Annotated in this window: 30 protein-coding genes; 9 read left to right on the forward strand and 21 right to left on the reverse strand. The window is 61.6% G+C overall.

The window, feature by feature from the left end:
• Positions 1–32: 32 nt before the first annotated feature.
• Both KCX59_RS18685 and KCX59_RS18690 read right to left on the reverse strand, forming a co-directional pair.
• Positions 33–737 carry an AAA family ATPase gene (locus KCX59_RS18685; protein WP_091470258.1) on the reverse strand — a complete coding sequence of 235 codons (705 nt, stop codon included), beginning with the start codon at positions 735–737 and terminating at the stop codon, positions 33–35.
• Between the two features lie 10 nt (positions 738–747).
• Positions 748–1425, reverse strand: coding sequence for an FMN-dependent NADH-azoreductase (locus tag KCX59_RS18690; protein ID WP_017200677.1), 678 nt, complete (start codon positions 1423–1425; stop codon positions 748–750).
• A 167-nt stretch (positions 1426–1592) separates the two neighbouring features.
• Here KCX59_RS18690 and KCX59_RS18695 point away from each other — a divergent pair, with 167 nt between their 5' ends.
• The 3 genes from KCX59_RS18695 (at position 1593) to KCX59_RS18705 (ending at position 3391) form a co-directional block, all read left to right on the forward strand.
• Positions 1593–2246 (forward strand): HAD family hydrolase, encoded by a 654-nt coding sequence (locus KCX59_RS18695; protein ID WP_179017648.1) that lies wholly within the window; start codon positions 1593–1595, stop codon positions 2244–2246.
• Positions 2247–2331: 85 nt separating this feature from the next.
• Complete coding sequence (locus KCX59_RS18700) at positions 2332–2739, forward strand: winged helix-turn-helix transcriptional regulator (protein WP_091470253.1); 408 nt, start codon at positions 2332–2334, stop codon at positions 2737–2739.
• Positions 2684–3391 carry a thioesterase II family protein gene (locus KCX59_RS18705; RefSeq protein ID WP_179017649.1) on the forward strand — a complete coding sequence of 236 codons (708 nt, stop codon included), beginning with the start codon at positions 2684–2686 and terminating at the stop codon, positions 3389–3391. Before KCX59_RS18700 ends, KCX59_RS18705 begins: the two co-directional genes overlap by 56 nt.
• A gap of 92 nt (positions 3392–3483) precedes the next feature.
• On the opposite strand, the gene KCX59_RS18710 is transcribed toward KCX59_RS18705, so the two are convergent.
• The 4 genes from KCX59_RS18710 to KCX59_RS18725 form a co-directional block, all read right to left on the reverse strand.
• Complete coding sequence (locus KCX59_RS18710; protein ID WP_178994122.1) at positions 3484–4110, reverse strand: flavodoxin family protein; 627 nt, start codon at positions 4108–4110, stop codon at positions 3484–3486.
• Positions 4111–4174: 64 nt separating this feature from the next.
• Positions 4175–4420: an acyl carrier protein gene (locus KCX59_RS18715; RefSeq protein ID WP_017200682.1), complete on the reverse strand. Its 246-nt coding sequence runs from the start codon at positions 4418–4420 to the stop codon at positions 4175–4177.
• A gap of 87 nt (positions 4421–4507) precedes the next feature.
• Complete coding sequence (locus KCX59_RS18720; RefSeq protein WP_179017650.1) at positions 4508–5482, reverse strand: beta-ketoacyl-ACP synthase III; 975 nt, start codon at positions 5480–5482, stop codon at positions 4508–4510.
• The gene (locus KCX59_RS18725) at positions 5479–6489 is read right to left on the reverse strand and encodes an AvrD family protein (RefSeq protein ID WP_179017651.1); all 1011 of its coding nucleotides are present in this window, start codon (positions 6487–6489) and stop codon (positions 5479–5481) included. The genes KCX59_RS18720 and KCX59_RS18725 overlap by 4 nt, the downstream gene beginning before the upstream one ends.
• Positions 6490–6669: 180 nt before the next feature.
• Between KCX59_RS18725 and KCX59_RS18730 the strand changes: the two genes are divergently transcribed.
• A complete protein-coding gene (locus KCX59_RS18730) occupies positions 6670–7506 on the forward strand; it encodes an alpha/beta fold hydrolase (RefSeq protein ID WP_179017652.1) in 837 nt (278 codons plus the stop codon).
• Between the two features lie 9 nt (positions 7507–7515).
• On the opposite strand, the gene KCX59_RS18735 is transcribed toward KCX59_RS18730, so the two are convergent.
• The 5 genes from KCX59_RS18735 to KCX59_RS18755 form a co-directional block, all read right to left on the reverse strand.
• Entirely contained in the window at positions 7516–9045 is a 1530-nt protein-coding gene (locus KCX59_RS18735; protein ID WP_179017653.1) for a CYTH and CHAD domain-containing protein, read from the reverse strand.
• 122 nt (positions 9046–9167) lie between these two features.
• A complete protein-coding gene (locus KCX59_RS18740; protein WP_179017654.1) occupies positions 9168–9761 on the reverse strand; it encodes an SRPBCC family protein in 594 nt (197 codons plus the stop codon).
• 115 nt (positions 9762–9876) lie between these two features.
• On the reverse strand, positions 9877–10308 hold the full coding sequence (locus KCX59_RS18745; protein WP_091470236.1) for a hypothetical protein: 432 nt from the start codon (positions 10306–10308) through the stop codon (positions 9877–9879).
• Positions 10309–10715: 407 nt separating this feature from the next.
• Positions 10716–10979 (reverse strand): hypothetical protein, encoded by a 264-nt coding sequence (locus KCX59_RS18750; protein ID WP_091470233.1) that lies wholly within the window; start codon positions 10977–10979, stop codon positions 10716–10718.
• Positions 10976–11134 (reverse strand): hypothetical protein, encoded by a 159-nt coding sequence (locus tag KCX59_RS18755; RefSeq protein WP_017200690.1) that lies wholly within the window; start codon positions 11132–11134, stop codon positions 10976–10978. Before KCX59_RS18755 ends, KCX59_RS18750 begins: the two co-directional genes overlap by 4 nt.
• 375 nt (positions 11135–11509) lie before the next feature.
• On the opposite strand from KCX59_RS18755, the gene KCX59_RS18760 reads away from it, so the two are divergent.
• Both KCX59_RS18760 and KCX59_RS18765 read left to right on the forward strand, forming a co-directional pair.
• The gene (locus tag KCX59_RS18760) at positions 11510–12091 is read left to right on the forward strand and encodes a dTMP kinase (RefSeq protein ID WP_179017655.1); all 582 of its coding nucleotides are present in this window, start codon (positions 11510–11512) and stop codon (positions 12089–12091) included.
• 113 nt (positions 12092–12204) lie between these two features.
• Complete coding sequence (locus tag KCX59_RS18765; RefSeq protein WP_179017656.1) at positions 12205–12660, forward strand: hypothetical protein; 456 nt, start codon at positions 12205–12207, stop codon at positions 12658–12660.
• Here the strand turns inward: KCX59_RS18765 and KCX59_RS18770 are convergent.
• Entirely contained in the window at positions 12657–13418 is a 762-nt protein-coding gene (locus KCX59_RS18770) for an NUDIX hydrolase (RefSeq protein ID WP_178994112.1), read from the reverse strand. The genes KCX59_RS18765 and KCX59_RS18770 overlap by 4 nt on opposite strands.
• Before the next feature lie 78 nt (positions 13419–13496).
• Between KCX59_RS18770 and KCX59_RS18775 the strand changes: the two genes are divergently transcribed.
• From KCX59_RS18775 to ggt, 3 genes are all read left to right on the forward strand, one after another.
• The gene (locus KCX59_RS18775; RefSeq protein ID WP_179017657.1) at positions 13497–14516 is read left to right on the forward strand and encodes an SPFH domain-containing protein; all 1020 of its coding nucleotides are present in this window, start codon (positions 13497–13499) and stop codon (positions 14514–14516) included.
• Positions 14517–14524: 8 nt separating this feature from the next.
• Positions 14525–15427, forward strand: a complete 903-nt coding sequence (locus KCX59_RS18780) for an NAD(+)/NADH kinase (protein WP_178994108.1) — start codon at positions 14525–14527, stop codon at positions 15425–15427.
• Positions 15428–15647: 220 nt separating this feature from the next.
• Positions 15648–17483 (forward strand): gamma-glutamyltransferase, encoded by a 1836-nt coding sequence (gene ggt, locus KCX59_RS18785; RefSeq protein ID WP_179017658.1) that lies wholly within the window; start codon positions 15648–15650, stop codon positions 17481–17483.
• Between the two features lie 45 nt (positions 17484–17528).
• On the opposite strand, the gene KCX59_RS18790 is transcribed toward ggt, so the two are convergent.
• The 9 genes from KCX59_RS18790 to KCX59_RS18830 form a co-directional block, all read right to left on the reverse strand.
• Positions 17529–17717 carry a hypothetical protein gene (locus KCX59_RS18790; RefSeq protein ID WP_091470216.1) on the reverse strand — a complete coding sequence of 63 codons (189 nt, stop codon included), beginning with the start codon at positions 17715–17717 and terminating at the stop codon, positions 17529–17531.
• Positions 17718–17747: 30 nt separating this feature from the next.
• Positions 17748–18452, reverse strand: a complete 705-nt coding sequence (locus tag KCX59_RS18795) for a hypothetical protein (protein ID WP_179017659.1) — start codon at positions 18450–18452, stop codon at positions 17748–17750.
• Positions 18453–19220 carry a hypothetical protein gene (locus KCX59_RS18800; RefSeq protein WP_256871448.1) on the reverse strand — a complete coding sequence of 256 codons (768 nt, stop codon included), beginning with the start codon at positions 19218–19220 and terminating at the stop codon, positions 18453–18455. It lies immediately after the preceding gene.
• Positions 19217–19927 (reverse strand): ABC transporter ATP-binding protein, encoded by a 711-nt coding sequence (locus KCX59_RS18805; protein WP_179017660.1) that lies wholly within the window; start codon positions 19925–19927, stop codon positions 19217–19219. Before KCX59_RS18805 ends, KCX59_RS18800 begins: the two co-directional genes overlap by 4 nt.
• Positions 19924–21600: a daptide biosynthesis intramembrane metalloprotease gene (gene mpaP, locus KCX59_RS18810; protein WP_370629190.1), complete on the reverse strand. Its 1677-nt coding sequence runs from the start codon at positions 21598–21600 to the stop codon at positions 19924–19926. Before mpaP ends, KCX59_RS18805 begins: the two co-directional genes overlap by 4 nt.
• 38 nt (positions 21601–21638) lie before the next feature.
• On the reverse strand, positions 21639–22868 hold the full coding sequence (locus KCX59_RS18815) for a YcaO-like family protein (protein ID WP_179017662.1): 1230 nt from the start codon (positions 22866–22868) through the stop codon (positions 21639–21641).
• Positions 22865–23683, reverse strand: coding sequence for a daptide-type RiPP biosynthesis methyltransferase (mpaM, locus tag KCX59_RS18820; RefSeq protein WP_179017663.1), 819 nt, complete (start codon positions 23681–23683; stop codon positions 22865–22867). The genes KCX59_RS18815 and mpaM overlap by 4 nt, the downstream gene beginning before the upstream one ends.
• An 85-nt stretch (positions 23684–23768) precedes the next feature.
• Positions 23769–23906 carry a daptide-type RiPP gene (locus KCX59_RS18825; protein ID WP_166660325.1) on the reverse strand — a complete coding sequence of 46 codons (138 nt, stop codon included), beginning with the start codon at positions 23904–23906 and terminating at the stop codon, positions 23769–23771.
• A gap of 47 nt (positions 23907–23953) precedes the next feature.
• Positions 23954–24079, reverse strand: coding sequence for a daptide-type RiPP (locus KCX59_RS18830; RefSeq protein WP_256870618.1), 126 nt, complete (start codon positions 24077–24079; stop codon positions 23954–23956).
• Positions 24080–24087: the final 8 nt, after the last annotated feature.

Raw genomic sequence — 24087 nt, forward strand, 5'->3', positions numbered from 1 at the left:
TGAGTCGAATCCGGAATCCTGGGTCAGGCGGATTACTGCAGGACGCGTTCCTTTTCAGAACGGACGTCCAACTGTGCGTACTCTTCGGAGGCCAAACGAGCAGCATCCTCCGGGCTCATGCGTGGCTCCAGCTTGAACAGGGAAGCGATCTGCTCGAGTCGCTCCTCCACGGAACCGGACACCACATGGAACGGCATCCCCAGCTCGTCCATGGTTTGCTGCAAGATGGCGTCGGACATGTTCCGGAACTGATCATTGACCGGGCGGTGCCCGTCGGCGGAGAGCGGGAGCTCGTTCTTCAGGTGCACGAACACATCGAAGGAGTTCTGCACGTGCCTCTTGAAGCTGTTGCCAAGGCTGGTCATCACCTCTTCGAAGAAGGCGAGTTCCGGCGTCTTCTCCACGGTTTCGCCCGCCGAAAGATGCGCCGAGGCACTGGGATTCAGGCCAAGCGAAACCCGCACGGACCCATAGATCCATTCCTGCAAGGATGATCCGTCGGAAATGAACCCTGCCGAGAGCTTGTCCTCGTAAACGGCCCGCTCAACATGGCGTGTCACGATCATCTGGATAAGCTCCGCGGCAGTGCACTCCTCAAGGGTCTTGCCCGGCGCGGCCTCGGGGAGGATTTCACGCATGGTCCTTGCCCGGGTCCGGGGCAGCCCCGTGTAGTGGGACAAGGCCATGGAGGTGAACGTCTTGCCCGAGGAGTAGGTACCTGAAATGCCGATGCGCACTGCGTCCGCCTTAGTCGTTGACGAGCTGGAGGGTTCCCGCGGCGCTGAGCTTGCCGGCGAACTCGATGGCGGCGTCACTGAGGTCCGCCTCGGCAACCTTACGGGTGCCATCCACGTCTCCGTTGAGCACCGTGGGGGCGAAGCGGACGTGCGTGGCGTCCTCGATGCCCACGAAGTTCAGCCAGTCGGCAAAGAAAGTGCTGCTGAAGTCAGAGCCGAACGCGGCCGGAACGCCCGGTGCGTAAACGCCGCTGGTGTGGATTGCCAGGGCCTGCTTGCCCTCCAGCAGGCCGCGGTAGCCCTGCTCGGGGTCGAAACCAAAGCTCCAGCCGGGTTGGGTGATGATGTCGATCCACTGCTTCAGGACATACGGAACGCCCGAGTTCCACATGGGGATGTTGAAGACGTAGGCGTCGGCGGCAGCGAACTGGTCGAATACTGCACGGGCAGATTCCCACGCAGCAACCTGATCGGGAGTCTGGTCCTGTCCGGTGAAAACAGCCATCTTCGCAGCGGCGGCGACGCGACCGAAAACGGGCAGCGCGCCGTCGTCGAACAGGTTCAGCGTCTCCACTTCGAAACTCTCCGCACCGGCAGTCTGGACGGAATCGATGAAGTGCCGGGCCAACCGCAGTGAGTCGCTGTTGGCGTAGCGCGGAGAGGCGTTGATGTGGAGGATGGTAGGCATTGGCTTCCTTTCGAGGCTGTGCTTTCGGGGACGCTTTGTGCCCCGTCATCGATCCTCACTGACAGCGCGGCGCCGCGTAAGAACGCACTTTTTTGTGCCTAGGGCACCTCAAAGTGCCCTGCCCTTAGGGGCTTCCGAACGGCGGATCGGTCCCTAGGATTCTTCCTGTGGAAGAATCCTCCCGCAGCCACATCCAAGCTGCCTACACAGACATCGACGGCACCGTCACCGCTTACAACACCATTTTCGAGTTCCTTCGCTTCGACGCCGCCGAACATGCCCGCGCTGAAGAGGCCGAGGAGTTCCTCGCAGGTCTGCGCACTGCAGCGGAGAACGGGGTCCCACGTTCGGTGACGAACGCCCGCTACTTCCGCTGGTGGCGCGGCCGAAGCGTCACAGAGGTGGCCGAACTCGGCGAGCGCTGGGCGGATCTGCAGGATGGGCGGGCGGCCGACTGGGCTTTCCTGGAGCCTGTGGTGTCCATCCTGGACGCCCATGCGGACTCCGGGCGGCGACTGGTGGCAGTCACGGCATCGTTCGAGCCGGCCTTGGTACGGGTTCGACGGCGGTGGCCCCACCTTGAGCTGTTATGCACCCGCCCGTTGGTGGCCGGTGGCAAGTACACGGGTGGGATCGAGGAAGCACTGGTGGGTGATGCCAAAGCCCGTGCCGTCCTGGCCCACGCGTTAGCGAACAACGTTGATCTCGCGGGCAGCTTCGCTTACGGGGATCATCATTCGGATCTACAATTCATGGCCTTGGCAGGGGAATCCCTGTTGGTTGACGCCAAGCTGAGGGTCTCAGCCACGCCGGTGAGTTAAGGTTTACGACACCGTTCCCCCAGCTGTCAGAGGCCCCAAGTAAACTGTGCCCAGCAGTCCACTTGATGAGGAAAGTATTGGGGATATGACTCTCACGGCTGAAGAGAAACGCCAGAAAGCCCGGAAGCACTACAACGCGTCCTTGGACCTTTGCCCGGCCCGGCAATTGCTGGAGGCCATCAGCAGCAAGTGGGTCACCTTGGTGATGCTTGCCCTTGAGGATGGACAGCAGCGCCACAGTGACCTGCGGAAGCTCATACCAGGTGCCAGCCAGAAGATGCTGACATCCACCCTCCGCTCCCTGGAACGCGATGGGTTGGTCCTCCGTCATGTCACGGTGTCAGTTCCTATTCGCACCGACTACGAACTCACTCCCCGCGGCCGCTCGCTGCTGCGCATCATCTTTGAAATGAAGGAGTGGGCGGAGGAGCACATGGATGATGTTGCAGCGTCCCGTTTGGAGCACGACCGCCACCGGCTCGCCTTCAACTGACGGCCGGGACCCCGGCGTGCACCTGTTTTGCCTGCACCATGCCGGTGGGACCACGGCCAGTTTCGCAGGCTGGCGCTTCGACGGCGTGACGGTGACCAAACTCAGCTACCGTGGCTGGGACTTCATGTCCTTGGGGGCGGCTGCTGATGCCCTCGCAGAGCGCGTGACGGCGTCGGCGTCTGCCCGGCTAGCCCTGTACGGCCACAGCATGGGGGCTATCCTCGCCTTCGAGATCGCATTGCGGCTCCAGCACACAGGCCGGGTCTCCCATGTCTTCCTTGCCGCCACGCGCCCGCCGTCGGGAATGCACGACGCCGGTGCTGCCGCAGTTGCCGCTGCGGGCGCACTGTCCCCGCGCGCCCGGGAAGTCCTCCTTGAGGACCTCGATCTCCTGGCGGGATATCCGGGAAGACCACCCGGGAAACAGTTGGAAGTTCCAGCCACCGTCCTCTACAGCGCCGACGATCCCGTGGTGCCTGTTGCCGACTCCCTCCGCTGGGCGGCATGGTGCGCGGCCGAGCCACGGTTGATGAAACTGGACACTGGAGGTCATCTGTTCCACTTGGGCAACCCTGCCGTGCGGTTACTCGTGGAAAAGACCCTGTCCCCGGAGCCGAGTAGGGACGCCCAGACGGATCAGCGCCACGGATAAAGCCTGGCGCCACCCAAAGATGGGTGTCACCAGGCTTTATCCGTGTCACCAGGCTTTATCCGTGTCCAGCCCGCTCCTCGGCGCGAGGACGGCTAGGCTCCCGTGCTGATGAGTTCCCTGTCTGAGGTGCGGTTCTCCAGGGCGGCCTTTCCGGCAGCGAAGACCGCAGTGATTTCCGCAACGCGTCGGCCCAAGTGGGCGGCCGTAGCGATATCCGCGGGGTGGACGCCCTCGATGCCAACGTCCGAGAAGGTTTGCGCGGCAGCGCCGTTGAAGTATCCGAAGCGGTTGAGGTCGTTTTCGGTACCCTTGGTGCTCTTCCAGCCCGGGAGCAGGCCGAGGTTGATCCAGTTCATGCCGTGCTGGGCGCCAAAAGTAGCAAAGTAATCCAGGGTTGAGTTTTTGTCTCCTGCCTTACAAGCGGCGTTGGTGAAGCCCGCACCCAGCTTGTTGTGCCACTTCTGCACAGCCCAACGGCCTGCCGTCTTTTCTGCGAAGGCGTGGAACGCTGAAGGTGCAGTACCCATGTAAGTGGGTGCGCCGAAGATGATGGCATCGGCTTCATCGATGAAGTCCCAGGACTCCTGGGTAAGTTCATCCACACGCAGGAGGGCTGCGGTGGCTCCCGTGGAGGCTGCAGCGGACACCACTGCGTCCGCGAGGACCTTGGTGTGACCGGAGCCTGAATAGTAAACAACTGCAATTGCCGGAGTGGCCATGGGTGTCCTCAATGTTCGTATCTGTGTCTATGTGCTGGCTAGGTGATTCGTTAATGGGTTCCGGTTAGACGGCGGGTTGCAGGGCAAGCTTCCCGGTCACCAGTCCGGCCGCAACCCGGGCAGTTCCTGCGTCTGCGAGTTCGAATTCGTCCACGCGCACGCCGAACTTGTTGCTGAGGATGACGGCCGCTTCAACGAGGGACAGTGAATCGATGTCCAGGTCCGCGAAGGAGTCGTCCGGGCCCATGTGGCTGAGCTCGTCCATGGTGGATCGGATAGCCTCAACGACGTCCAAAGCTGTAATTTCCATTTGGTTTCCCCCTTTGTAGTGTGGCCCGGGATGGCCGGGCCACGGTGATCCCGCAAGGCACCCTGCCCGCAGGAATCGGTAGTGGCCCTAATGCGGGTCCACAACCGAGATCGAAGGCCAGGTCATGGCGATGGCACCCCAGGTGGTTCCCCCGCCGAAGGCCGTCAGGACCACTTTGTCCCCGGGAGACCTGTGGCCCTTGGTGCCAGCATCGGTCATGGCCAGTGGAATCGAGGCAGCTGAAGTATTTCCCACCCTGTCCAAGTGGACCTCGGCTTTGGAACCGGGTATTCCGGTCACCGAGGCCACCGTGTTGAGGATCCGCAGGTTGGCCTGGTGCGCGATCAGGGAATCGACGTCGCCAGCCGTCCAGCCAACACTCGCCAGCACGGTCTGCACGGAGTCCGACATCGCCGTCACCGCCTGCGTAAACACTTCTTTGCCCTGCATCTCAAAGAAGGCACCGGCGCTGCGTGGAACATGAATCAGCGTTTCCCCGTCCCCGTCCGAGTGCAGCGTTGTAGCAAGGATGGCCCCGGGTTCTTCTGCGGTACCGGCCGAGAGATAGGCAGCTCCTGCTCCGTCGCCGAAGATCACGGACGTGGTGCGGTCCGTCGGGTCCAGCAGCCGGGTGAAAGTGTCCGCGCCAATCACCAGTGCAGAGCCAACGGAGCCGGAGGTAATGGCCCAGCTGGCCGTAGCGAGCGCGTAGACAAATCCTGAACAAACCGCCGAGATATCGAACGCGGCAATCCCTTGTAGCCCAAGGTTCGCCGCAACCTTCGGTGCGGTGGCAGGGCAGACCTTGTCCGGCGTCGAGGTCGCCACGATCAGCAGCCCCACGGTATCGACGCCGGCTCTTGCCAACGCTCGTCGGCCAGCTGTTGTGGCAAGGACGCTGGTGCTCTCAGATTCGTCCGAGTGGCGCCGCTCGGCGATGCCGGTCCGGCGCCTGATCCATTCATCGGAGGTATCCATGACGGAGGAGAGGTGCTCGTTCGTCACCACGCGTTCGGGAAGCGCGCCGCCCAGGCCCCGGACCACCGCGGATTTCGCGCTCATTGAACAGCCCCTGCCGGCAGTTGGTGGGCGACGCTGCAGACTACCTCGCCGCCGTCGAACGTTCCCACTACATCGGCGCAGCGCCAGGACCCGCCGTCCTTTCCGATCAGCCGGCTCTTCTGCAACCCCACACTCAGACCGGTTCCCTGCCCGCCCCCAATCTTCGGGCCGGGACCGGTAAAAGTAACCCGTGTCTTGCGCATCCAGAGCGTGTTGCTGTCGGAACGGTTCATGGCGTCCAAGCTGTAGAGCAGGACCTGCCCTAGTTGCAGGGTGGCCACAAAGTACTCGACGGCGGACAGCGCCTGCGGGTACGCAGCTTCCAGGCCGCGCCGGTCACCCAGCTGGTGGCCCAACGTGGGTTGCTGGCGAAACGAGAGCTGCGCGTGGGCTGCACCCTGTGCCGGTTCGAGAACCACGTCTGACAACGTGACTTGCCGTTCGGCCCACAGGTCACCATAGAGTCGCGTGGCGGCGTCGCCCACCAACGCCTCTTCTGAGGGTGACTCGACGGAAGCAAGTCCAAGTTCAGCCGGAGCGTGGGTTACTTCAAGGACCGCGCTCATGGAGGCCACCGAGCATCGCAGGACGGACCCGTCACCGTGGTCCTGCAGCGTAGCCTTGCAGCCAAGATCACCCAAGGTGTCTTCCACCGGTTCACTGCCGCCGGAGATGGTGACGGACGTCAGGTAAGCGGCCGGCAATATATCCGGCGAAAACCTGCTGGCCAGCAGGGCTTCCGCCATTCTGCAGGCAAGGACAAGGACGTCCGTGGTGCCAAGGTGCGGTGTTTGCTCCTGATTGCCTTTGACGGACCAAACTCCCGCGACACCCAAGCTGGCTCGGGCAGTCAGCGTGGACTCAGCGACGGTGTGGGCAACGCGAAGGTTCCGCAGCCGCGGGTTGGTGGTCTTGTAACCGTGGCTGAAGAAGCGGCGGCGTCCGTCGCCCAAGAGGTCGTCGATTGAGGCGTAACTCTCGGTGGCGGGGCGTAGGGCAAGGGGCATGAGTGTTCCTTGGTTTCGTCATCGGCGGTGATCCAAGAATCCACTGCAACAGCGTCGGCAACCAGTGTCCGCGGATGGTGGTGGTGGGAACACCACCCTGAGCCGGAGCCGGTGTCAGTGTCAGCCCCGGACAGTAGGCTGGAAACGTTCGAGTTGAACTGCATCGAAGGGACTTGAGTTTTGGCTTACATCACCGTCGGAAACGAAAACAGCACTGAGATTGAGCTTTACTACGAGGACCATGGAGCCGGCCAGCCAGTGGTCCTGATTCATGGCTACCCGTTGGACGGATCCTCCTGGGAGAAGCAGACGGCCGCACTGCTCGACGCCGGATATCGCGTCATCACGTACGATCGCCGCGGTTTCGGCAAGTCCAGCCAACCGACCGAAGGCTACGACTACGACACCTTCGCAGGAGACTTGAAGACCGTGCTGGACACCCTGGACCTGAACGACGCCGTTTTGGTGGGCTTCTCCATGGGTACAGGCGAAGTTGCACGCTACATCAGCACTTACGGCTCGGCGCGCGTTGCAAAGGCCGTGTTCCTCGGTTCGCTGGAGCCTTTCCTTTTGAAGACCGACGACAACCCTGACGGCGTCCCCCAGGAGGTCTTCGATGGCCTCGCCGAGTCCGTTAAGGCCGACCGGTACGCCTTCTTCACCGACTTCTTCAAGAACTTCTACAACTCGGACACCTTCCTTGGCACCGCACGGCTCAGCCAGGAATCAGTGGATGCCAGCTGGAACCTTGCCAGCAAATCCGGTGCGTTCGCCTCAGTAGCCGCCCAGCCCACCTGGTTGACGGACTTCCGATCGGACATTCCCAAGATCGATGTCCCGGCCTTGATCGTCCACGGCACGGCGGACAACATCCTGCCTATCGACGTCACGGGTCGGCGATTCAAGGATGCCCTGCCCAGCGCCGAGTACCTTGAAATCGAGGGCGCACCGCACGGCTTGCTCTGGACGCATGGTGCAGAAATCAACGAGGCCCTGCTGGCGTTCCTCAAGAAGTAAAAGCTGGAGCTACTTTTTGAGGCGTAGGTTCCGCGCCTTCTTGCCCTTCCGCAGGTACTGCTGCTGAGTGGCGTCAGCGGCGGTGCGCTCCATCGCGTGGAGCACTCCATAAGTGAAAGCACCGTTGCTGACGCCCGGCGCTGAGCCCAGCTTCAGCAGTTCCGCCCGCGCCATCACACTGTCCTGATGGTCGCCAAGAATTGACTGAATCCTGTGCGCCGCGTCTTCCAACTTCACGGCACGTTTGCCGTGGATGCCTTCCACAGCCGCTGCGGCAAAGCGCAGCTTCTTGGCGGCCTTCCGTACTTCGTGGAATGCCCTATCGCGTTGAGGCCCGACGGCGGCACCCACCGCTTCGTCGTGCCGTTTGCGGAGCCTTTTGCCGGCCTTGTTGACGAGCTTCGCCGTGGTCTCCTTTGCCGCTGCCTCACCCTTTGACGTTGTGGGCGGAGCGTCGATGAAAGCTTCCACCGCGTCCAGCAACTTGAAATAGCGGGGACTGTTCAACCTGTTCCTTACGGCAGACATCGCAGTTTCGGCCCTCAATGCCATACGCTCTTGCAGCTCATTGTGGAGTTGACCCAGGACGAGCTTTCTTGGCAGTTCATCGAAGCTGCTCCTCAAGCGTTCGTGCAAGACCTCCACATCCCGGTACCGGCCAAGGGTCTTGGCGAGCGACTTCAGTTCCTTTTCGATATCCTTCACCGGGTCCGGTTCAAAGAGATCCCTGTAACCATGCAGGACAGCACGGATTCGGCGTATCTGTGACCGCATTTGGTGCACTGAATCGTCACGCGCAAGGCGGACATGGGAGTCCTGAAGGAGCAGATCGGCCACTTGCTCGTCCAGGTACTTGAGCACGGGAATGACGGCTGGACCGTTGCCGCTGAGCTCTTCGCGGTCTGTTCGCTTCGAAGCAGGCCATAAGTCGCCCAACGCGATGGCCAGCTTGGACGTGCGCTCGCTCGGCTTTGCTCCGGCGTCGGAGAGTTGCTGTGTCAGGGTGCTCAGCAAGGTGTCGGCACCGTCGTCGGCCTCTTCCGGTGCCAGCTCCACCTCCCACTCCCTCCACTCCAGCTCGCGGGGCTCGCCAAGCATCGCTTTGGCACGAACGTAGTCATCCACGAATTCAGCCAGTCGGCGGCCATCCTCGCCGTACAAGGCGTAACTGGTTCGTTCCGTGTTCAGCGTTGCGACAGCCGCCACTGCGTGACCCCGGGTGTAGGCAAGCACGCGGTCCATGAGTTCCACCGGGACAGCGTCGGCGTTGCCCAACGGTGCCTGGATCTCTGTTCGCTTGCCCGCACTGTGCGGGAGCTTCAGGTGCCAGCCGGCGTCCGGTCCACCGGTCCGGCGGCGCAGTGTGATTCCGCGGGATGCCAAGGCCAGGTGGCGGGTGTCAAAGTAAATGGCTTCCAGGCTGTGGCTCGCGGGTTCACCCACACTCCCTATCCCGTCAATTGCTTCGAGGGCAGGGAGCGGAGTGGACGCTTCGGCGTCGAATTTCTGTTCAGCTTCCACATTGCTGGAGGTTGCCATGGCCGCGGAATTCCTGCCTTTCGGGGATATGCCGCGAGGGCCGGCCCGTTGTGATGGCCGGCCCTCGTTGGAGCTGCTTATTTTGGTCCCATGTCCAGTTTGAGTTAGATCAACCCAACGCGCTAGATCCCCGGGGTGCGCGGCTGGGGCGGCTCGGCGGGCCCTTCATTGGCGGCCGGCGCTGCGAGATCCGGATCGACGGGCGGGAACTCAGCCGTTGCGACTCCACCACTATCGAAGGTTTCTCCGGTGTCGTCAACATCGCCACCGGAAACCGTGCCGCGCCAGGCGCCCGTTTCATGGCCCTGGGCTTCGATGAACTTCTTGAACTTGTCCAAGTCCGCACCGACGCGCAGGCTGTCCACACCAAGTGCGGAGCCGGCCTTTTCCGCGAGGCCATCCGGCTCCCAGACGATCTCCACGTTGACCCGGGTCCTGCCGCCGTCAAGGGGCTCGAAGCTCACCGTTCCGCCGTTGCGGGGTCCGTCCACGCTTGCCCAACTGACCAAGGAATCAGGGACCTGCTCAATGATCTGGGCGTTGTACTCCCGCTTCACACCACCCACGTTGGTTGAAAAATGAAGGCCCGTTTCATCGATCTGTTCGACGGCCTCCACTCCATTCATGAACTGTGGAAAGGTCTCAAACTGCGTCCACTGGTTGTAGGCAACAGATACAGGTACATCTACTTCGATTGACTTATTTACCGTAGCCATAGGTTTTGCTCCTTCGATCGTGTCTCGGGTGCTCATGCGGTAATGCTGGTGGCGCGCCAGCCAGCTGGCTGCTTAACCAGTGGCGCGCCTGTCTAAAGCGCGCCAGCCAAAGCTCTTAGCCGGCGTCGAAACTTTCTTCGTCATCGTCGTTGGGTGACTCTTCCTGGGGAAGGTCGTTGCCGCTGCCGTCAGGCAGGTCGCCGTCGTTTCCGTCCGGCTGGGTGGACTGCTCGGCCAAGTACTGCTCGTCAGTTCCGCCAAAGCGGCCCGCGCCTGGCTCTCCGGAACTGTCGGAGTCCTCCGGATCCAAGTGGCTAAGGTTCGGGGCGCCGGTGCCTTCTCCGAGGGCGGCTTCCTCGATGTCTTCTTCCACGCGGGGCTGTGCCTGGCCGCCGCCGGCCTCTTGCTCAGCCGTAGGAGTGCCGTAGCCTCCCACTTCCTCTTCCGGTGTGGCGTTTTGCTTGTCCATGAGACCTGTCCTTTCCAAAGCGGTGAACGTGTTTATGGAACACTTCGAACCTATAAGTGCAGCTGGTGGCCTGTCCATGCTCTGACGAAATTAGTCAGCAATCTTAGCAATTTGAGGGTGAATGCGTTACCGTACGACCCTGAAAACACTTGCGCATCAAGACGGCTGTGGAATTTCACAGCCACCTTGAGGATCCAAACCCATGTAATTTAATGGACCCGCAACAATATTGAGTGTGATGGTGGCAAGCTGCGAGCACTGAGCGGGCGGAGCCGTGAAGTACCCGCGCTGACCCGCTGCTACGGCCCCAATAATGAGCCACACCACAACGAACAGCCCCACAATCGACCCGATCCGCATCACTACCCCAATCGCTGAACTGATAACCCCCAGCTATTAGTAAGCATACTGACAAAAGTGTCGAAGACCAAAGAAACGCGGCCGCGGACCAGGATCCCTCCCGTCCGCAGCCGCGTCTGCCCTGCTCAATCCGTAGGGTTGGTTTCGGTCGTCAGACCGCGATGGTCCGCAGTCTTTTCGTCCTTCTCTTCTGCCGGCCCGGGCGGGTTGGCTGATTCGCTGGGACCAGCGTCGACGGAGTCTTCCGGACTTTCCGACGACGAATCACCCACAGGCACCTGGTTGCTTGCTTCCGGCGTCCCGGGATCCCTGGGAATGGGATGTCCGGGCGTGGTTGTCCCATCGCGAACCTGCGTAAAACCGGCAACCTCGCTTGGATCAGTCGTCATACGCGCGACCGGCCACGGCCTAGTACCCAGCCAATAAGGGCCAACACCAGCAGGATAATTCCCACCCACAGGAGGAAGCTGAGGGCTTGGTTGAATCCGCCGACGAGGAGCAAGATGATCGCTATAACACCGGCGATTATCAAAAGTGTATTCATTGAGCTACGCATCCCTTCAATAACGGTTGTCTATTCAGGAAGGCGTCCGCTGGTACTCCATTTCTGAAGCGCCACCCATGCCAACGGGCACCGATCGGAGAATTGCTCTCCATATCGCTTACGTACCCCCGCGGAATTAGGTTCAAACCGAAACCACATCCCTTAAGGGGCACGTACATAGCATCATGATAGGCGCGCACTCCGCTGGCGCGAAGTATTTGGACAGGAAACTTATTACCCATTTCGGGGCAGCCCCACTGCACGACGCAGCGTAGCGGACAGCGCCAGCGTGTGATCTATGCCTCACTCGGCACAACTGAAGCACTCCCCGCGTTGTACATGGAACGAGTCCCACAGAAGACGAAGGGAGGGCTCATGCTCATTGTTCTGACAGGCATTGACGGTTCAGGAAAAACGACGGCGGCCCATGCCTTGGTCGATTCGGCTAGCGCTGAAGGACGAAGCGCCCTGCTGCTCAGTAATCACGCCGCACGCAGGAGGATGTCGCTTCTTTCGGCGCGATATGGCTGGAAGATGGCGCCACGGGTTGCGGACTTCATCGAAACAGGTGTTCGCCTATTCAACGTGTTGGTGAACCATTCGCGCGCCCGGCAGTTCGACGGCCTGGTAGTCATGGATCGCCATCTGCATTGCCAACTCGCGCTGCGCCAGGCCAGTGGATTGCAGCGTGGGCGTTTGCTCCCATGGCTGCTGGAAAAGCTCCCTGCCGCTGATCTTCACATGCACTTCGACGCGGATCCCACTGTCGCGCACGAGCGGGTCACGGCACGGGGCACCGACCAGGAGACCGTGGCCGACCTGCGGGCGTTCCGGGATGCTTACCGTTCGCTGCCTGAGTTCGATGACTTTGTGGTGGTGGATGCAAACGGCGAACCTGACGAAGTCATGGCTCAGGTCAATCGCATGATGGCGGCCAAGGTGGCGGTCGGCGCCTAGCCAAACGCCTGCAGCGCGACGTTTGACTTGCATGATCCCGCTTGCAGAGTAGGCTCGCCCCATGCCGGCAAGGGTCCAGTGCTGGTAGGCGAACTGTGAACGGGACGTTTAGGGTGATTTCAGAAGCAAAGATCGGCCGCGAGTCGCAGAAGGTCATCGCGAGTGTCGTCGGAGTGGCATGCTTCTTCATCATTGCGACTGCGGTCCCCAGTGGCGTCCTGCTGATCACCATTGCCTTAGCTGTTGCCATTCTGCTCATTACAGCGTTGGTGCTGCGCCTGACCGTAACTATTGAAGCGACGGACCAGAACTTGGTCCTTCGCTGCCGTCCGTTCTATTCCAGAGTTATCCCGTGGGACGACATCGTTGACGCCTCCCCCAGTCCTTCCAGTTCGCTCACTGAGGGGTTTGGTATTCGCTATCTGGGGCAGAAAACGTGGGGCATTCTGGTTGGCGGGCCGGCAATCACAATTGAGACCACAAACCGAACATGGATGATCTCAACGCCGGATCCCGAGCCCGCGGCCGCGGCCATCCTGAGCCACACCGGCGGGAGGCGCGCAGCCTAGTCCCGCGGGCGCATCAGCGGCGGGTTGAGTACCGCCCGGGTGGGCTGGCCCGGCGTCGGACGCGCTTCGGGGGCGAGCCTGAACAACGCAGCCGGCCGTCCGGCGTCGCCCGTTGTCATTCGACCGGTGTCCTCCAGAAAACCTGGCGTCCCCGTGGCTTTTCTGTGGAAGTTCCGCGGGTCCAGGCGCGTGCCCCACACAGCCTCATACACGCTTCGGAGTTGAGCGATGGTGAATTCCTCGCCGCAGAAGGCCGCGCCCAAGGGCGAGTATTCAAGCTTCGACTTTGCCCGCTCCAGGGCGTCGTCGAGGATCCGCGCGTGGTCAAAAGCTAGTTCAAGCCTCCCCTCCATGACGTCGCGAACCGGGTACCACGCAGCCTGTTCAGCGTCACTTCCAGCCGACAACACCGGAAAATCCGGCGCCAGCAGCAGGTGCGCCACGGTGAGGACGTCACCGCGGGGGTCGCGCCCCTTCGGGCCGTAACTGCCCAGTTGCTCCAAGTGCCCCGGAAGATGTTCAACGCCGGTCTCCTCCGCGAGCTCCCGGCCAGCCGCCTCCAGCAGGTCCTCACCCGCGAGGACGAAACCACCAGGGAGCGCCAGCTTTCCGCGGAAAGGCTCGAGGAGGCGCGTGATGAGGAGGACGTGCAGCTCGCCGTCGCGCACCGTGAGGGCTACGACGTCGACGGTTACCGGAAAGCGCTCAGGCGCCGCGTGGGTTTCAGGCATGAAGTAATCGTAGGTAATTATCGTCATGTTGACAATAAAGCCGGATTGACCCTAATGTTTAGTTATCGTCAACTTGACGACAACTAAAAGAAAGAGGCGAACATCATGGCCAACATCAAGCGCTACCCCTGGATCAGCCACTTCCTCGGCAGCCCCACCGGTTACGTCGTGCACCTACAGAAGGGTGCCGTGCGCCACCAAGGAGTAGGCCAGGCATTTTGGTTCCGTCCGGCGAGCTCCGTACTGAGCGAGGTTCCGGTAGACGATCAGGAACTGCCGACCCTGTTCCACGCCATCACCCGCGATCACCAGGACGTCAGCGTTCAAGCAAACGTCACGTACCGCTTCATCGATCCCGTGGCGGTTTCGATGCGGCTCGACTTCGGTTTGCAAACTGCTGGCAAGGCTCCGGCGACCGGCCGTGAGCAGGTCTCCACAATCATCGGGCAGCTCTGCCAGAGCCACGCGATCGACCAGATCGCCACCACAACACTCGCCGAAGCACTCGAACGTGGAGTGAGCCAGCTCCGGCTCGTCCTCACCGAAGCACTCCGGGCAGACGCCAGATTGCAGTCCACCGGCATCGAAATTCTCGGAGTACAGGTACTGGCCGTGCGGCCCGAATCTGATGTTGAACGTGCCCTGCAAACTCCGGTTCGTGAGCAGCTCCAAGCCGAAGCGGACCGCGCCGTGTACGAAAGGCGGGCGGTCGCCGTCGAGCGTGAACGCACGATCTCCGAGAATGAGATGGCGAGCCAAATCGAACTGGCTGTCCGCCGCGAGAACCTGGTGGCGCAGGAAGGTGCCAACGCCCGCCGCGCTGCCGAAGAGAAGGCCGCTGCTGGTTTGATTGAGGCCCAAGGCTCTGCTGAACGAAAGGGCATCGGCGCCGCCGCGGAGGCAAACCAGATCCGGCTGGTTGGCGAAGCAGCCGCAGCCCGCGAAGCCGCAACCATGGAGGTCTACCGCGGTATGGAACAGGCCACGCTCCTCGCCTTGGCGCTCAAGGATGCAGCCGGTAGCCTGCCGAACATCGGGAACCTCACCATCACTCCGGACCTGCTCAGCGGAGCACTTGCCGGTCTGTTCAAGGAACCCACCGCTCCTGTAGAAGCCACCAAGTAAGGACCGTCATGGCAACCCCGCGCATCGTCATCGTCCACCGGCGAACCGAACTGCAGGAACTCCTGGACCGGCACGCCACCCGCGGCCAAGCCGAGTTTTTCCTTCGTAGCCGCGGTCGCAGCATCCAGGACGCGCAAGACCGGCATGATCGGCTAACCTCCGCCCTCGCAACCATCAGGGCGGCAGTACCGTCCGATTGGCGGCAAGCGGAAGTGGAACGCGCGGACCTGAGCCGTTTCCTGCTCACTGCAGAAGACATCATCGCCGTGGTGGGGCAGGACGGCCTGGTGGCGAACGTTGCCAAGTATCTGAACGGCCAACCGGTGATCGGCATCGACCCCGAGCCCGGCGCGAACCCCGGCATCCTTGTCCGGCACACACCGTCGGCAGCCGCTGCCCTTCTGGGTGCCGGCGACGTTGGACGCCTGCGCTGCCAAAGCCTCACCACCGTGACGGCAACGCTCGACGACGGCCAGCAGCTTTCGGCGCTCAATGAAGTCTTCGTCGGGCACGCTTCGCACCAGTCGGCCAAGTACTCCATCACAGCGCCGAGTTTCACCCAGCCCGGCGGACAAACTGAGCGGCAGTCGTCGTCGGGCCTGATCGTTTCCACCGGCACCGGCGCTACCGGGTGGTGCGCCTCGATCGCCTTGGAACGCGGTGGACGTGCCCTACCTTCCCCCACCGATCCGCGGCTCGCGTGGTTCGTCCGGGAAGCGTGGCCCTCACCCGTTACGGGAGCCTCGTTGACGGAAGGCATCCTGGAAACCGGCGAAGCCCTGCGAATTACCGTGGCGTCGGACCAATTGGTGGTGTTCGGCGACGGCATGGAGGACGACCGGCTGACGGCGTCGTGGGGGCAGGAGATCACGGTGCAGTTGGGGCAGCGGCCGCTGCGGTTGGTTGTTTGATTCGCCTTCGTACGGCCACCACCTACATTGATTTCAAGTCCGGGCCGACACGCCGCTTTCAAGGGGTGTCGCGGCGCCACGGCGCCTCAAAGTTAGTGGTGACGGCCCGCTTTATGCCGATTATGCTCCAGATTTCAACCGTTGTTCCTCGCCTAACCCCGCGATAGGGTGACCGGACCGTCCACCCACATCATCGTCTGGAACAACTCTGGGAGACACCATGACACATGTGAGACGTCAACTGGCTGCTGTCACGGCAGCCTTGGCACTAACCGCGACGAGCGGCGCGCTGGCCAGTCCGGCCTTCGCCGATCCCCGCGAAACCGAGAAAAACCCGACGGCCACGGGCTACGGCGGTGCGGTGAGCACCGTCGATCCCGAAGCTTCCGCAGCCGCCATCGAAGTACTGAGGAAGGGTGGGAATGCTGCCGACGCCGCCGTCGCCGCGGCAGCAACCCTTGGAGTTACCGAGCCCTACAGCGCTGGCATCGGTGGCGGCGGTTATTTCGTTTTCTATGATGCTAAGACCAAGCAAGTTGGAACCATTGACGGCCGCGAAACCGCTCCGGCGGGCATGCCGACCGACGCTTTCATTGACCCCGCTACCGGCAAACCCTACAAATTCACCCCGGAACTCGTCACCAGCGGCGTCTCCGTGGGCGTCCCAGGGACACCCGCAACATGGGAGCGGGCCCTGGAACGCTGGGGGACGTTGGATTTGGGAGAGGCTCTGAAGCCCGCCATCAAGGTAGCCAACCGCGGTTTCGTTGTCGACGAAACCTTCCGACAGCAAACCCTGGACAACGAGGTCCGCTTCGACACCTTCACGTCCACGCAGGATCTGTTCCTTCCCGGCGGTGACGCTCCCGCCGTCGGAAGTGTCTTCAAGAACCACGACCTTGCGGCGACGTATCGCCTGATCGCCAACGAAGGCATTGACGCCTTCTACGGCGGTCCGCTCGCGGAGGAAATCGTCAACACGGTAAAGGCTCCGCCGAAGTCGGGCGACACTAGCCTGCCCGTTCCCGTCGGTTTCATGACCACACAGGACCTGGCCGACTACAAGGTGCTGAACCAGGACCCCACCAAGGTGGAGTACCGCGGCTACGAGGTCTATGGCATGGCTCCTTCCAGCAGCGGCGGCACCACCGTAGGTGAGGCGCTGAACATTCTGGAGAACTACGACCTCAAGGGAATGAAACCCGTCAACGCCCTCCACCATTACCTCGAGGCGAGCTCCTTGGCGTTCGCGGATCGTGGCGCCTACGTTGGCGACCCGGCCTTCGTGAATGTCCCCACCGAGAAGCTGCTGGATGACGTCTTCGCTAAGGAACGCTCCTGCAATATCAATCCGACGGCAGCCGCCCCCGAGCCTTTCGCCCCCGGGAACGTGGAAGATTACGACGGCGCCTGCCCGGCTGCCGTTGCACCGCTCGCCGATGAAACGGATACAGAGAATATCTCCACGACGAACCTGACTGTCGCCGACAAATGGGGCAACGTTGTGGAGTACACGCTCACGATTGAGCAGACCGGTGGTTCGGGAATCGTTGTGCCGGGCCGTGGCTTCCTGCTGAACAACGAGCTGACCGATTTCAGTACCGTCTACAGCGAGACTGATCCGAACAGGATTCAGCCGGGTAAGCGCCCCCGGTCGTCGATGTCGCCGACCATCGTTTTGAAGGATGGCGATCCGTTCCTGGCTCTCGGCTCCCCCGGCGGTTCGACCATTATTACTACCGTGCTGCAAACCATTCTGAACCGCATTGACCTGGGAATGGACGTCTCCGAAGCCCTCGCAGCTCCGCGGACGTCACCCCGGAATGGCCTCACAGTCACCTCCGAGCCAGCCTTCATCGAGGCCTACGGTCCAGGTTTGAAATCGTTGGGGCATGATCTGGTTCCGGCTGGCGATGCCTTTACATCAGCGGCCGAAATCGGTGCGGCCACAGCCATCGAGTTCAACCCGGATGGATCGCTGACAGCTGCTGCCGAACCTGACCGCCGGGGTGGTGGATCAGCGATGGTGGTCAAACCAGCAAGACCGGGCAAGTAACTACGGGCTCGCTTGCCGCGGACCAACTATTCCGTGGCAAGCGGGTCACTGTTCGTTCTGACCTGCTCTGCGTCCCTGAAGATATCGCCAGAACATAACGAGTGCTGCGACCACCATGATGACTCCCGACACAGTTGACCACACTGATTCACCGCGGTTCGAGATGAAGATGGAGACAGCGTAGGCAGCGAGCGTGAGGGCCAGAAGGAGCCAGACCAACGGTTTGGTATTCACTATGTGTTCCTTAATTTGATGATTGGAGTGTCAGGCGAGGTCTCGCCTGAGAAACACCAAGCTGGCTGCCGCTGATACCACTACAAGCCAGCAAAGGGCCCCGGCGAAAGATGCGAACGCGGGTATGTTGACAGCCACGTTCTCCGCCCAGTTGGCGGCGAGGGTTGGAAAGATGAGCCGCTCGGTCTCCCCCAGCGACGGGGACAGGAGTTCCGGGAGTGCCAAGCTGAGAGGCACAACGAAGAGGCTCACCAAGTGGTTGCGGATGAGGGATCCCAGGGCGAAGCCCCACAACGACCCCATGCCGGAAGTCACACAGAAGCCCAGAACGGTAACCGGGTTGAGATGCCACGCGCCGTCCGCAAATACTCCGAACAAGCCGAAGGCAGTCCCCACCAGTGCGCCGCTGATGAGGGCTGCCAAGGTGGTTGTTGCAGCCCGGCCGGTGAATGCAGGGCCCCGCTGAAACAGTAAAACCCTCCTGTTGAGGCTACCGGTGCGGTAGTCCGCGGTGAATGAGAATGCACCCACAATGGAGGCCCCGGTGAGCATGAGGGAGAGCCCGGTTTTACGCAGGACGCGGTCCAACCCCGGCGTTGGTGCTTGGGACTCAAGGCTGGCAGCGACAATGAGCAACCCTAGAAGCCCCAATACCAACAAAGCCCCCAAGGCCGAGCCCTTCCACAGCCATGGCCGCTGCAGATCAGAGCAGAAAGCTGGCACCAGGTTGAGCATCTAGAACTCCCGCCCCTTGACCGTCCGCACGGCCCCGGCACCCGCCACAGTCAGCCACCCGCATGACACCAGGAACGCCGGCACGGGCTCGAGTAACCCTTCAAAGGGCAGTGACGCGATTCCGGCCAAGGCGCCTGATGGAAGCCAGCGGGCAACCTCCGAGCTGCTCAGCAACAAGGGCAACTCAACGGCGAGTGGGATCAGTAAAGTGAGGATCGTCGTCGCGTAGTAATGCCGGATGATCCAGCCGAGCGAACACCCCCAAATAGATCCCAGCGCCGAGGCCATCACCACGCCGGGCAGTTCCCGCCACGACTCCGCAGACAAAAGGGCTCCCCGCACTTCTGGCGGGAGCGACAACGCCACGCTTCCACCCCACACCACCACTCCTGTGATGGCAGTGGCAAGGCCGATGACCAGCGCGGCCACGTACTTTGCCCGCAGCACTTGCCGCAGTCCGGTCGTTACGATGCTTCGCCGAAGCGTGCCGTAGTAGGACTCCCGGGTCACGAGATAACTCCCGGCAAACGTGGCCACTGGAGCAATGCTTGCGGCCAGGGCCCAGAACACCTGGACATTCTGGCCGGCCGAAAGCTCCCCTGAATTGCCCGGCCATCCAAGGAAGTTGGCAACGAACCAAGGCACCAGGGCACTGAATGCCAGAATACCCACCACGGAATACCCGCTGAAATACCTCAGTAGCTCCGATCGAAGTCCGGTGGGCAGCCAAGCCACACGGTCCTCGGTGGCCACAACATCCCTGGTCATCGGGCTCGATCCAGAATCTTGAAGTAGGCAGATTCCAGGCTTCCGCCACCCAGAGCTTTGGCCTCCTTCAGCGTTCCCCGGAAAAGCGTCCTTTGCTTGAGGATCACCACTTCGTCGACAACCTGTTCCAGTTCCATCAGCTGATGGCTCGAGACCAACGCACTGCCGCCGGAAGCAGCGAAGTCCCTGAGGAAGCGGCGCAACCACTGGATGCCCTCCGGATCCAAGCCGTTGGCGGGCTCGTCCAGCACCAGCAACTGGGGTCTGCCTATCAGTGCGGACGCGATCCCCAGCCTCTGCCGCATGCCCAGCGAGTAGTCCCGGACCTTCTTTTTTGCCTCCGCAGCAAGGTCAACCTGCTCAAGAATCTGATCCACGGCCTGACGCTCAGCGCCGGCAGCTAGCTGGCAGATCTGAAGGTGCCGGAGTCCTGTCAGCCCGGGTTCTATGTCCATTCCGTCCAAATTCACTCCTACTTTGGTGGCGGGCCGCCGCAGCGATCGGTAGTCAGTCCCAAAGACTGTTGCCCGTCCAGAGGTGGGTTCCACCAGACCGGTCAATCCTGCGAGCGCTGTGCTCTTGCCTGCGCCGTTAGGGCCGATGAGGCCCACTACCCGGCCGGCCTGAACATCGAAGGTCAGCTCCTGGACCGCGAACCGCCCGTCCCTCTTCTTACTGAACTGCTCAAAGCTGGCAGTGACTGTCATGAGTGCCCTTTCATGGAATCCTCAGTCTTGGAGTGGTCACTGGCATCCGCGTTTCGACCGGGCCACAGCATCGAATGGGTCACGGAATCCCACAGCCACTCCCCTAGGCTCATGTGGCGCTGGCTGGTCACTTCGGCTCGCCCGGATCCGGGAAGACGTTCCGCGGCAGCAAGCTTGGACTCCCCGGTGAGGTGGCTTGGGTAGGCAAGCACGGGCAGGCTGTTGCCTTCCAAAGCGATGGGAACGATCGTGTCCAGCGGTGCCAAGGATCCCGACGGCGGTTGGTCACCGATCGTGGCACTACCCAGCTTTTCGTGGAAGATCATTCCCTGCGACTGAAGTACAACTTCATCTCCCGGCCGGATCGTCCTGCCTGCGGCATCGGGAGGCATCACGATCTGCAGCGCACCGTCCGAATACGTGTAACCGGCCACCGTCACCGCTTTCACTGGGATGAAAACCGCCAGGAGTGTGATCGCCAGTGTTCCCAGGAGCGCTGCGAACGCCCGCCGCCACAGCGGACTTCCGTTCGCGGCAGCAGTACTGAAGAACCGGACGATAGACCTTCCCGCCATCGTCAGCAGCAGGCACAGGACCACCGCGACAACTATGTGCCCTGCAATCCCCAGTTGGAGGAAGACAGGGACAAGCCGCTGGTACCCAATCACCATGAACCCGATACCGGAGACGAAACTCGCGAGCCCGAACCAGGCCAGCCAACCGTAGCTGCGGTATTTGGGCAGTGAACCCAGCACGTGTGAGCTCACTAAATCCCCCGTGACGCTCAAGGACTTGTTCCGCAGATGCGGAACGTCCACGGCTGACATCAAAGCGACATAGCCATCCAATTTGATGAACGGAAACAAGTTCAGAATGGCCACCGCGTAGCAAATGACTCCGTAGAGGAGAACTGCATCCTGCAGCCATGACACCCGGAGGAAGCCGTGGACCGACAGGGCGAAGCTTCCGAGACCGAGGTGAACCAGTGGACCTGCGAGCGCCACGAATACCCGCTGCTTCCGTGACCCCAGCCTCCATCCATCGGTTACATCGCAAAAGAAGGCCGGCGACAGGTAGAACAGCATGATTCCGATACGTCTGGGAGTGCCGCCGCAACAAGTGAGCGCCAGCCCGTGCCCGAATTCATGGAGCAGCGTGGAAGCGAACATGGCCACCGCTACAAACAGATAGGCCTCCAATGGAAGTGGCGTTGATAAGACGCGGCCGATGCTGGGTCCAGCAATGAAGACACCTGCCACGCCGCCGAGCAGGAGCAGCACAGCAGCCGCCACCGCCTTCGGTCCGGACACGGTCGTCATCAGCGGGCGGATGGACTGCAGCAGGGGTGCTGGGTTGAACAAGGTGAGTTGAACAGTCAGGGGTGGCCTGAACTGGATCCTTCCATTCCCGCTCGGCTGCTTGCCGGCGTCGAAAATTCCTGTCTTGGCTAGCTGCCGGACAATTCCCATGACGTCGGCGGCAGTCCAGGGAATCCCAAGGTACTGGGCCACCTGCGCAGGGTTCCGGACCCCATCCAGCGCGTTCAGGACGGCGGCCACATCGGTGGAAACACGCGCTTTGGGGACACTGGCCATGGCAACGATCCAAGGCGCACCAGCTTGCAGAGGAGCATCGATGGATGCCGAGGACGCCAGCTTTACGGGCCATTCCACTCCGGGCGTGGCTTCAGAAGAGTTCCTCCTAAAAGCCCTCATATCAACGGATGGGGTGTCGTGGACGAACCACCCGGCATCCGGGCCAGCCCCTTGGTTTCGTCCATGGTCAAGGGAATGGTGCCTGGGCAAACCGCTTTGCCCGTAACCCATCCAAGCTCCTGGATGGCTGGAGGCAGCCGATGGGTGAGGCTGACCCAATAGGTTTTGATGCCTCGGCTGTCCAGCCATTTCACCAGTGCGTCTGCATCGGCTGCAGCTTTTGCCGCTGGAAATTCTGAAGCCCCGAAGGACCGGGCCCACTCGGACAGTTCGGCAATGGACTCCGGGCGAGTCCAATAACCGGCCCGTGATCCGTCATCAGTAACCTCTAGCACCGGCATGACGGAAGGCGTGCGGGCAAGGAAAAGCTCGCGAATTTGCAGGCCCTCTTGAAGCGCTCCCCTCAGTGCTGCCATGGGATCGGAAGCTGCCTTGATACCCACGGCCCCAAACTGCCGTTGGTGGGCACCGCCGTCGTCAGATTTACCGATGATGATGCAAACGGCCGTGTGCAGCGGCCCCTCGTCGGACGGGATGAAAGCCAGGGTGGGCGAGATGCCGCGGGCATGGGCAGCGTAGAGGAGGCCCAAGAGGCGCTGGGTTTCCTGGGTCCCGCGCAATGGATCCGGAATCCCGCCATCATGGAATAGCTGCAGCGCCGTGCGCGTCCGCCAGGCAGCAAGAAATGCGTCACGCTCAATCACTTCGGCAACACCGGAAGCCTTGGCGAAAGCCCCGGATGGTCCCGATGCGGCACCGTTTGGTGAGGGATCAAAGAAGGCGTCCCAAGGGTTCAGGATGCCGCCGCCGTAATCCACTACAGGTGCCGGTACGCAGGATTCCTTTCCTGTCAGCAGGTCCGTTGCCGCGTACCAGGGCAGCTCATAGGCGAGCGCCGAGGCCATTCCCAAACCTGGCGTCACGTAATCAATCCGTTGACTGGCCATGTCTGCGCCTTGGAGGTGTGCCATTAACAGGCAATCGGAGTCAGCGTCCGCCGGGACCAGCGCAAAACGTTCAACAGCTTCTCCGGCCCCTCGCGTTATGGAGGCCCGTCTGTTGACGTCAAAGGCACCCACTGCGGACGCGAACCCGCTTACGCCCGTGCCGGCATTGGCCAGCAGCCCCACCGTCCGCCAGAGGCCCACCTCATTCGGCAGGTATATGGATGCCTCGGATACCAGCCCCAGGGCAGGGTCAAGGGTGCGTGCAGCGTCGATGCTCATTTGCTGCACACCCATAGCTCGATGTCGTTCAGTCCTGGAGTACGGGTGGCAATCCGGACTGGGCGACGTTCCACGATAGTGAGGCCTTCAGCAAGGATGTCTTCCTCGATAAGACTGTTGCTGACAAAGGCGATACGGCTGGAATAGGCGGAGGATCTATACGTACCGCCTTCATTGAAGCCCACGTGGATCATGGTCACGTTCCGTGCGCCATTGGCAATGTCCCGGCTTTCGACCGTGATCAGGAAGGAATCTTCCCCCAACGGCGAAACTGTTGAGCCGCCGTCGTGATGTTCCGACCCCGCCGTACCGTCGGCATTCAGGACTGTCAGCAGGAACCGGCCGTCAGGTGCCAATGAATCCCCCACCCTGCGGAACAGCTCCCGTCGTCCGCTCGGGTCAAGGAGGGTGATGGAACTGGCGCCAAGCACCACGCAACCAAATTCGCCTCCTACGTCGAAGCCGGACATGTCCGCTTCCACCAACTCAACCGGCACAGTGCGGGGGTTGAAGGTGCGGTCTTCTGCCTTCTCCTTAAGCATCGCCAACATTTCCACCGAAGAATCGACGGCGGTCAGCGGACGCCCGAGGGCCAGGAGTGCGCGGGTGATCCGGCCGGAACCGGCGGCCAACTCCAGGATTGGCCCAGTGGTCTTGCGCGCCGCGGCGAGGATCTCGGGGAGTTCAGTGAGGTCATTGGCCGTGATTTGATCGTAAAGACGGGACCCTGACGCACTGTACATATCCTCCGGCGGATCCAGGTGGCCCAAGATGCGAAGGATGGCATCAGCGGTCTTGTCAGGTTCGTTGTTCATCAGCGTGTACTCTCCGGGAGTTTGGTGGAGGTCCGGGGTACACGCGGGCGGTGGCAAAATCATCTGCACCACCCGCGTGCAACGGCTATGTGGCGGCGATTCCGACGACGATGCCGGCGATGATGATGACGTCACCAACGCGGATGTACCACGGCGTATCATCCGGGGTGTCGAGGTTCTCCAGCTCTTCGATGGACAGCTGAAGGTTCGAGTTTGCGATCATTGGCTCCTCCTTTCCTGGCTTGTGCGTATGGACCCGGCGTTGCTGCCTTACGTGATGCTGACGGCGATGATGCCTATGGCAACGCCTTGGGTAACGCCGATAAACCAGTTGTTGAAGTCCGGCGTATCCAATGACTCGATCTCCTGGATGGAGATGTTGAGCTGGTTCTGCATATGTGTTC

Source organism: Paenarthrobacter nitroguajacolicus, from assembly GCF_051027655.1.
GTDB classification, from domain to species: domain Bacteria; phylum Actinomycetota; class Actinomycetes; order Actinomycetales; family Micrococcaceae; genus Arthrobacter; species Arthrobacter nitroguajacolicus.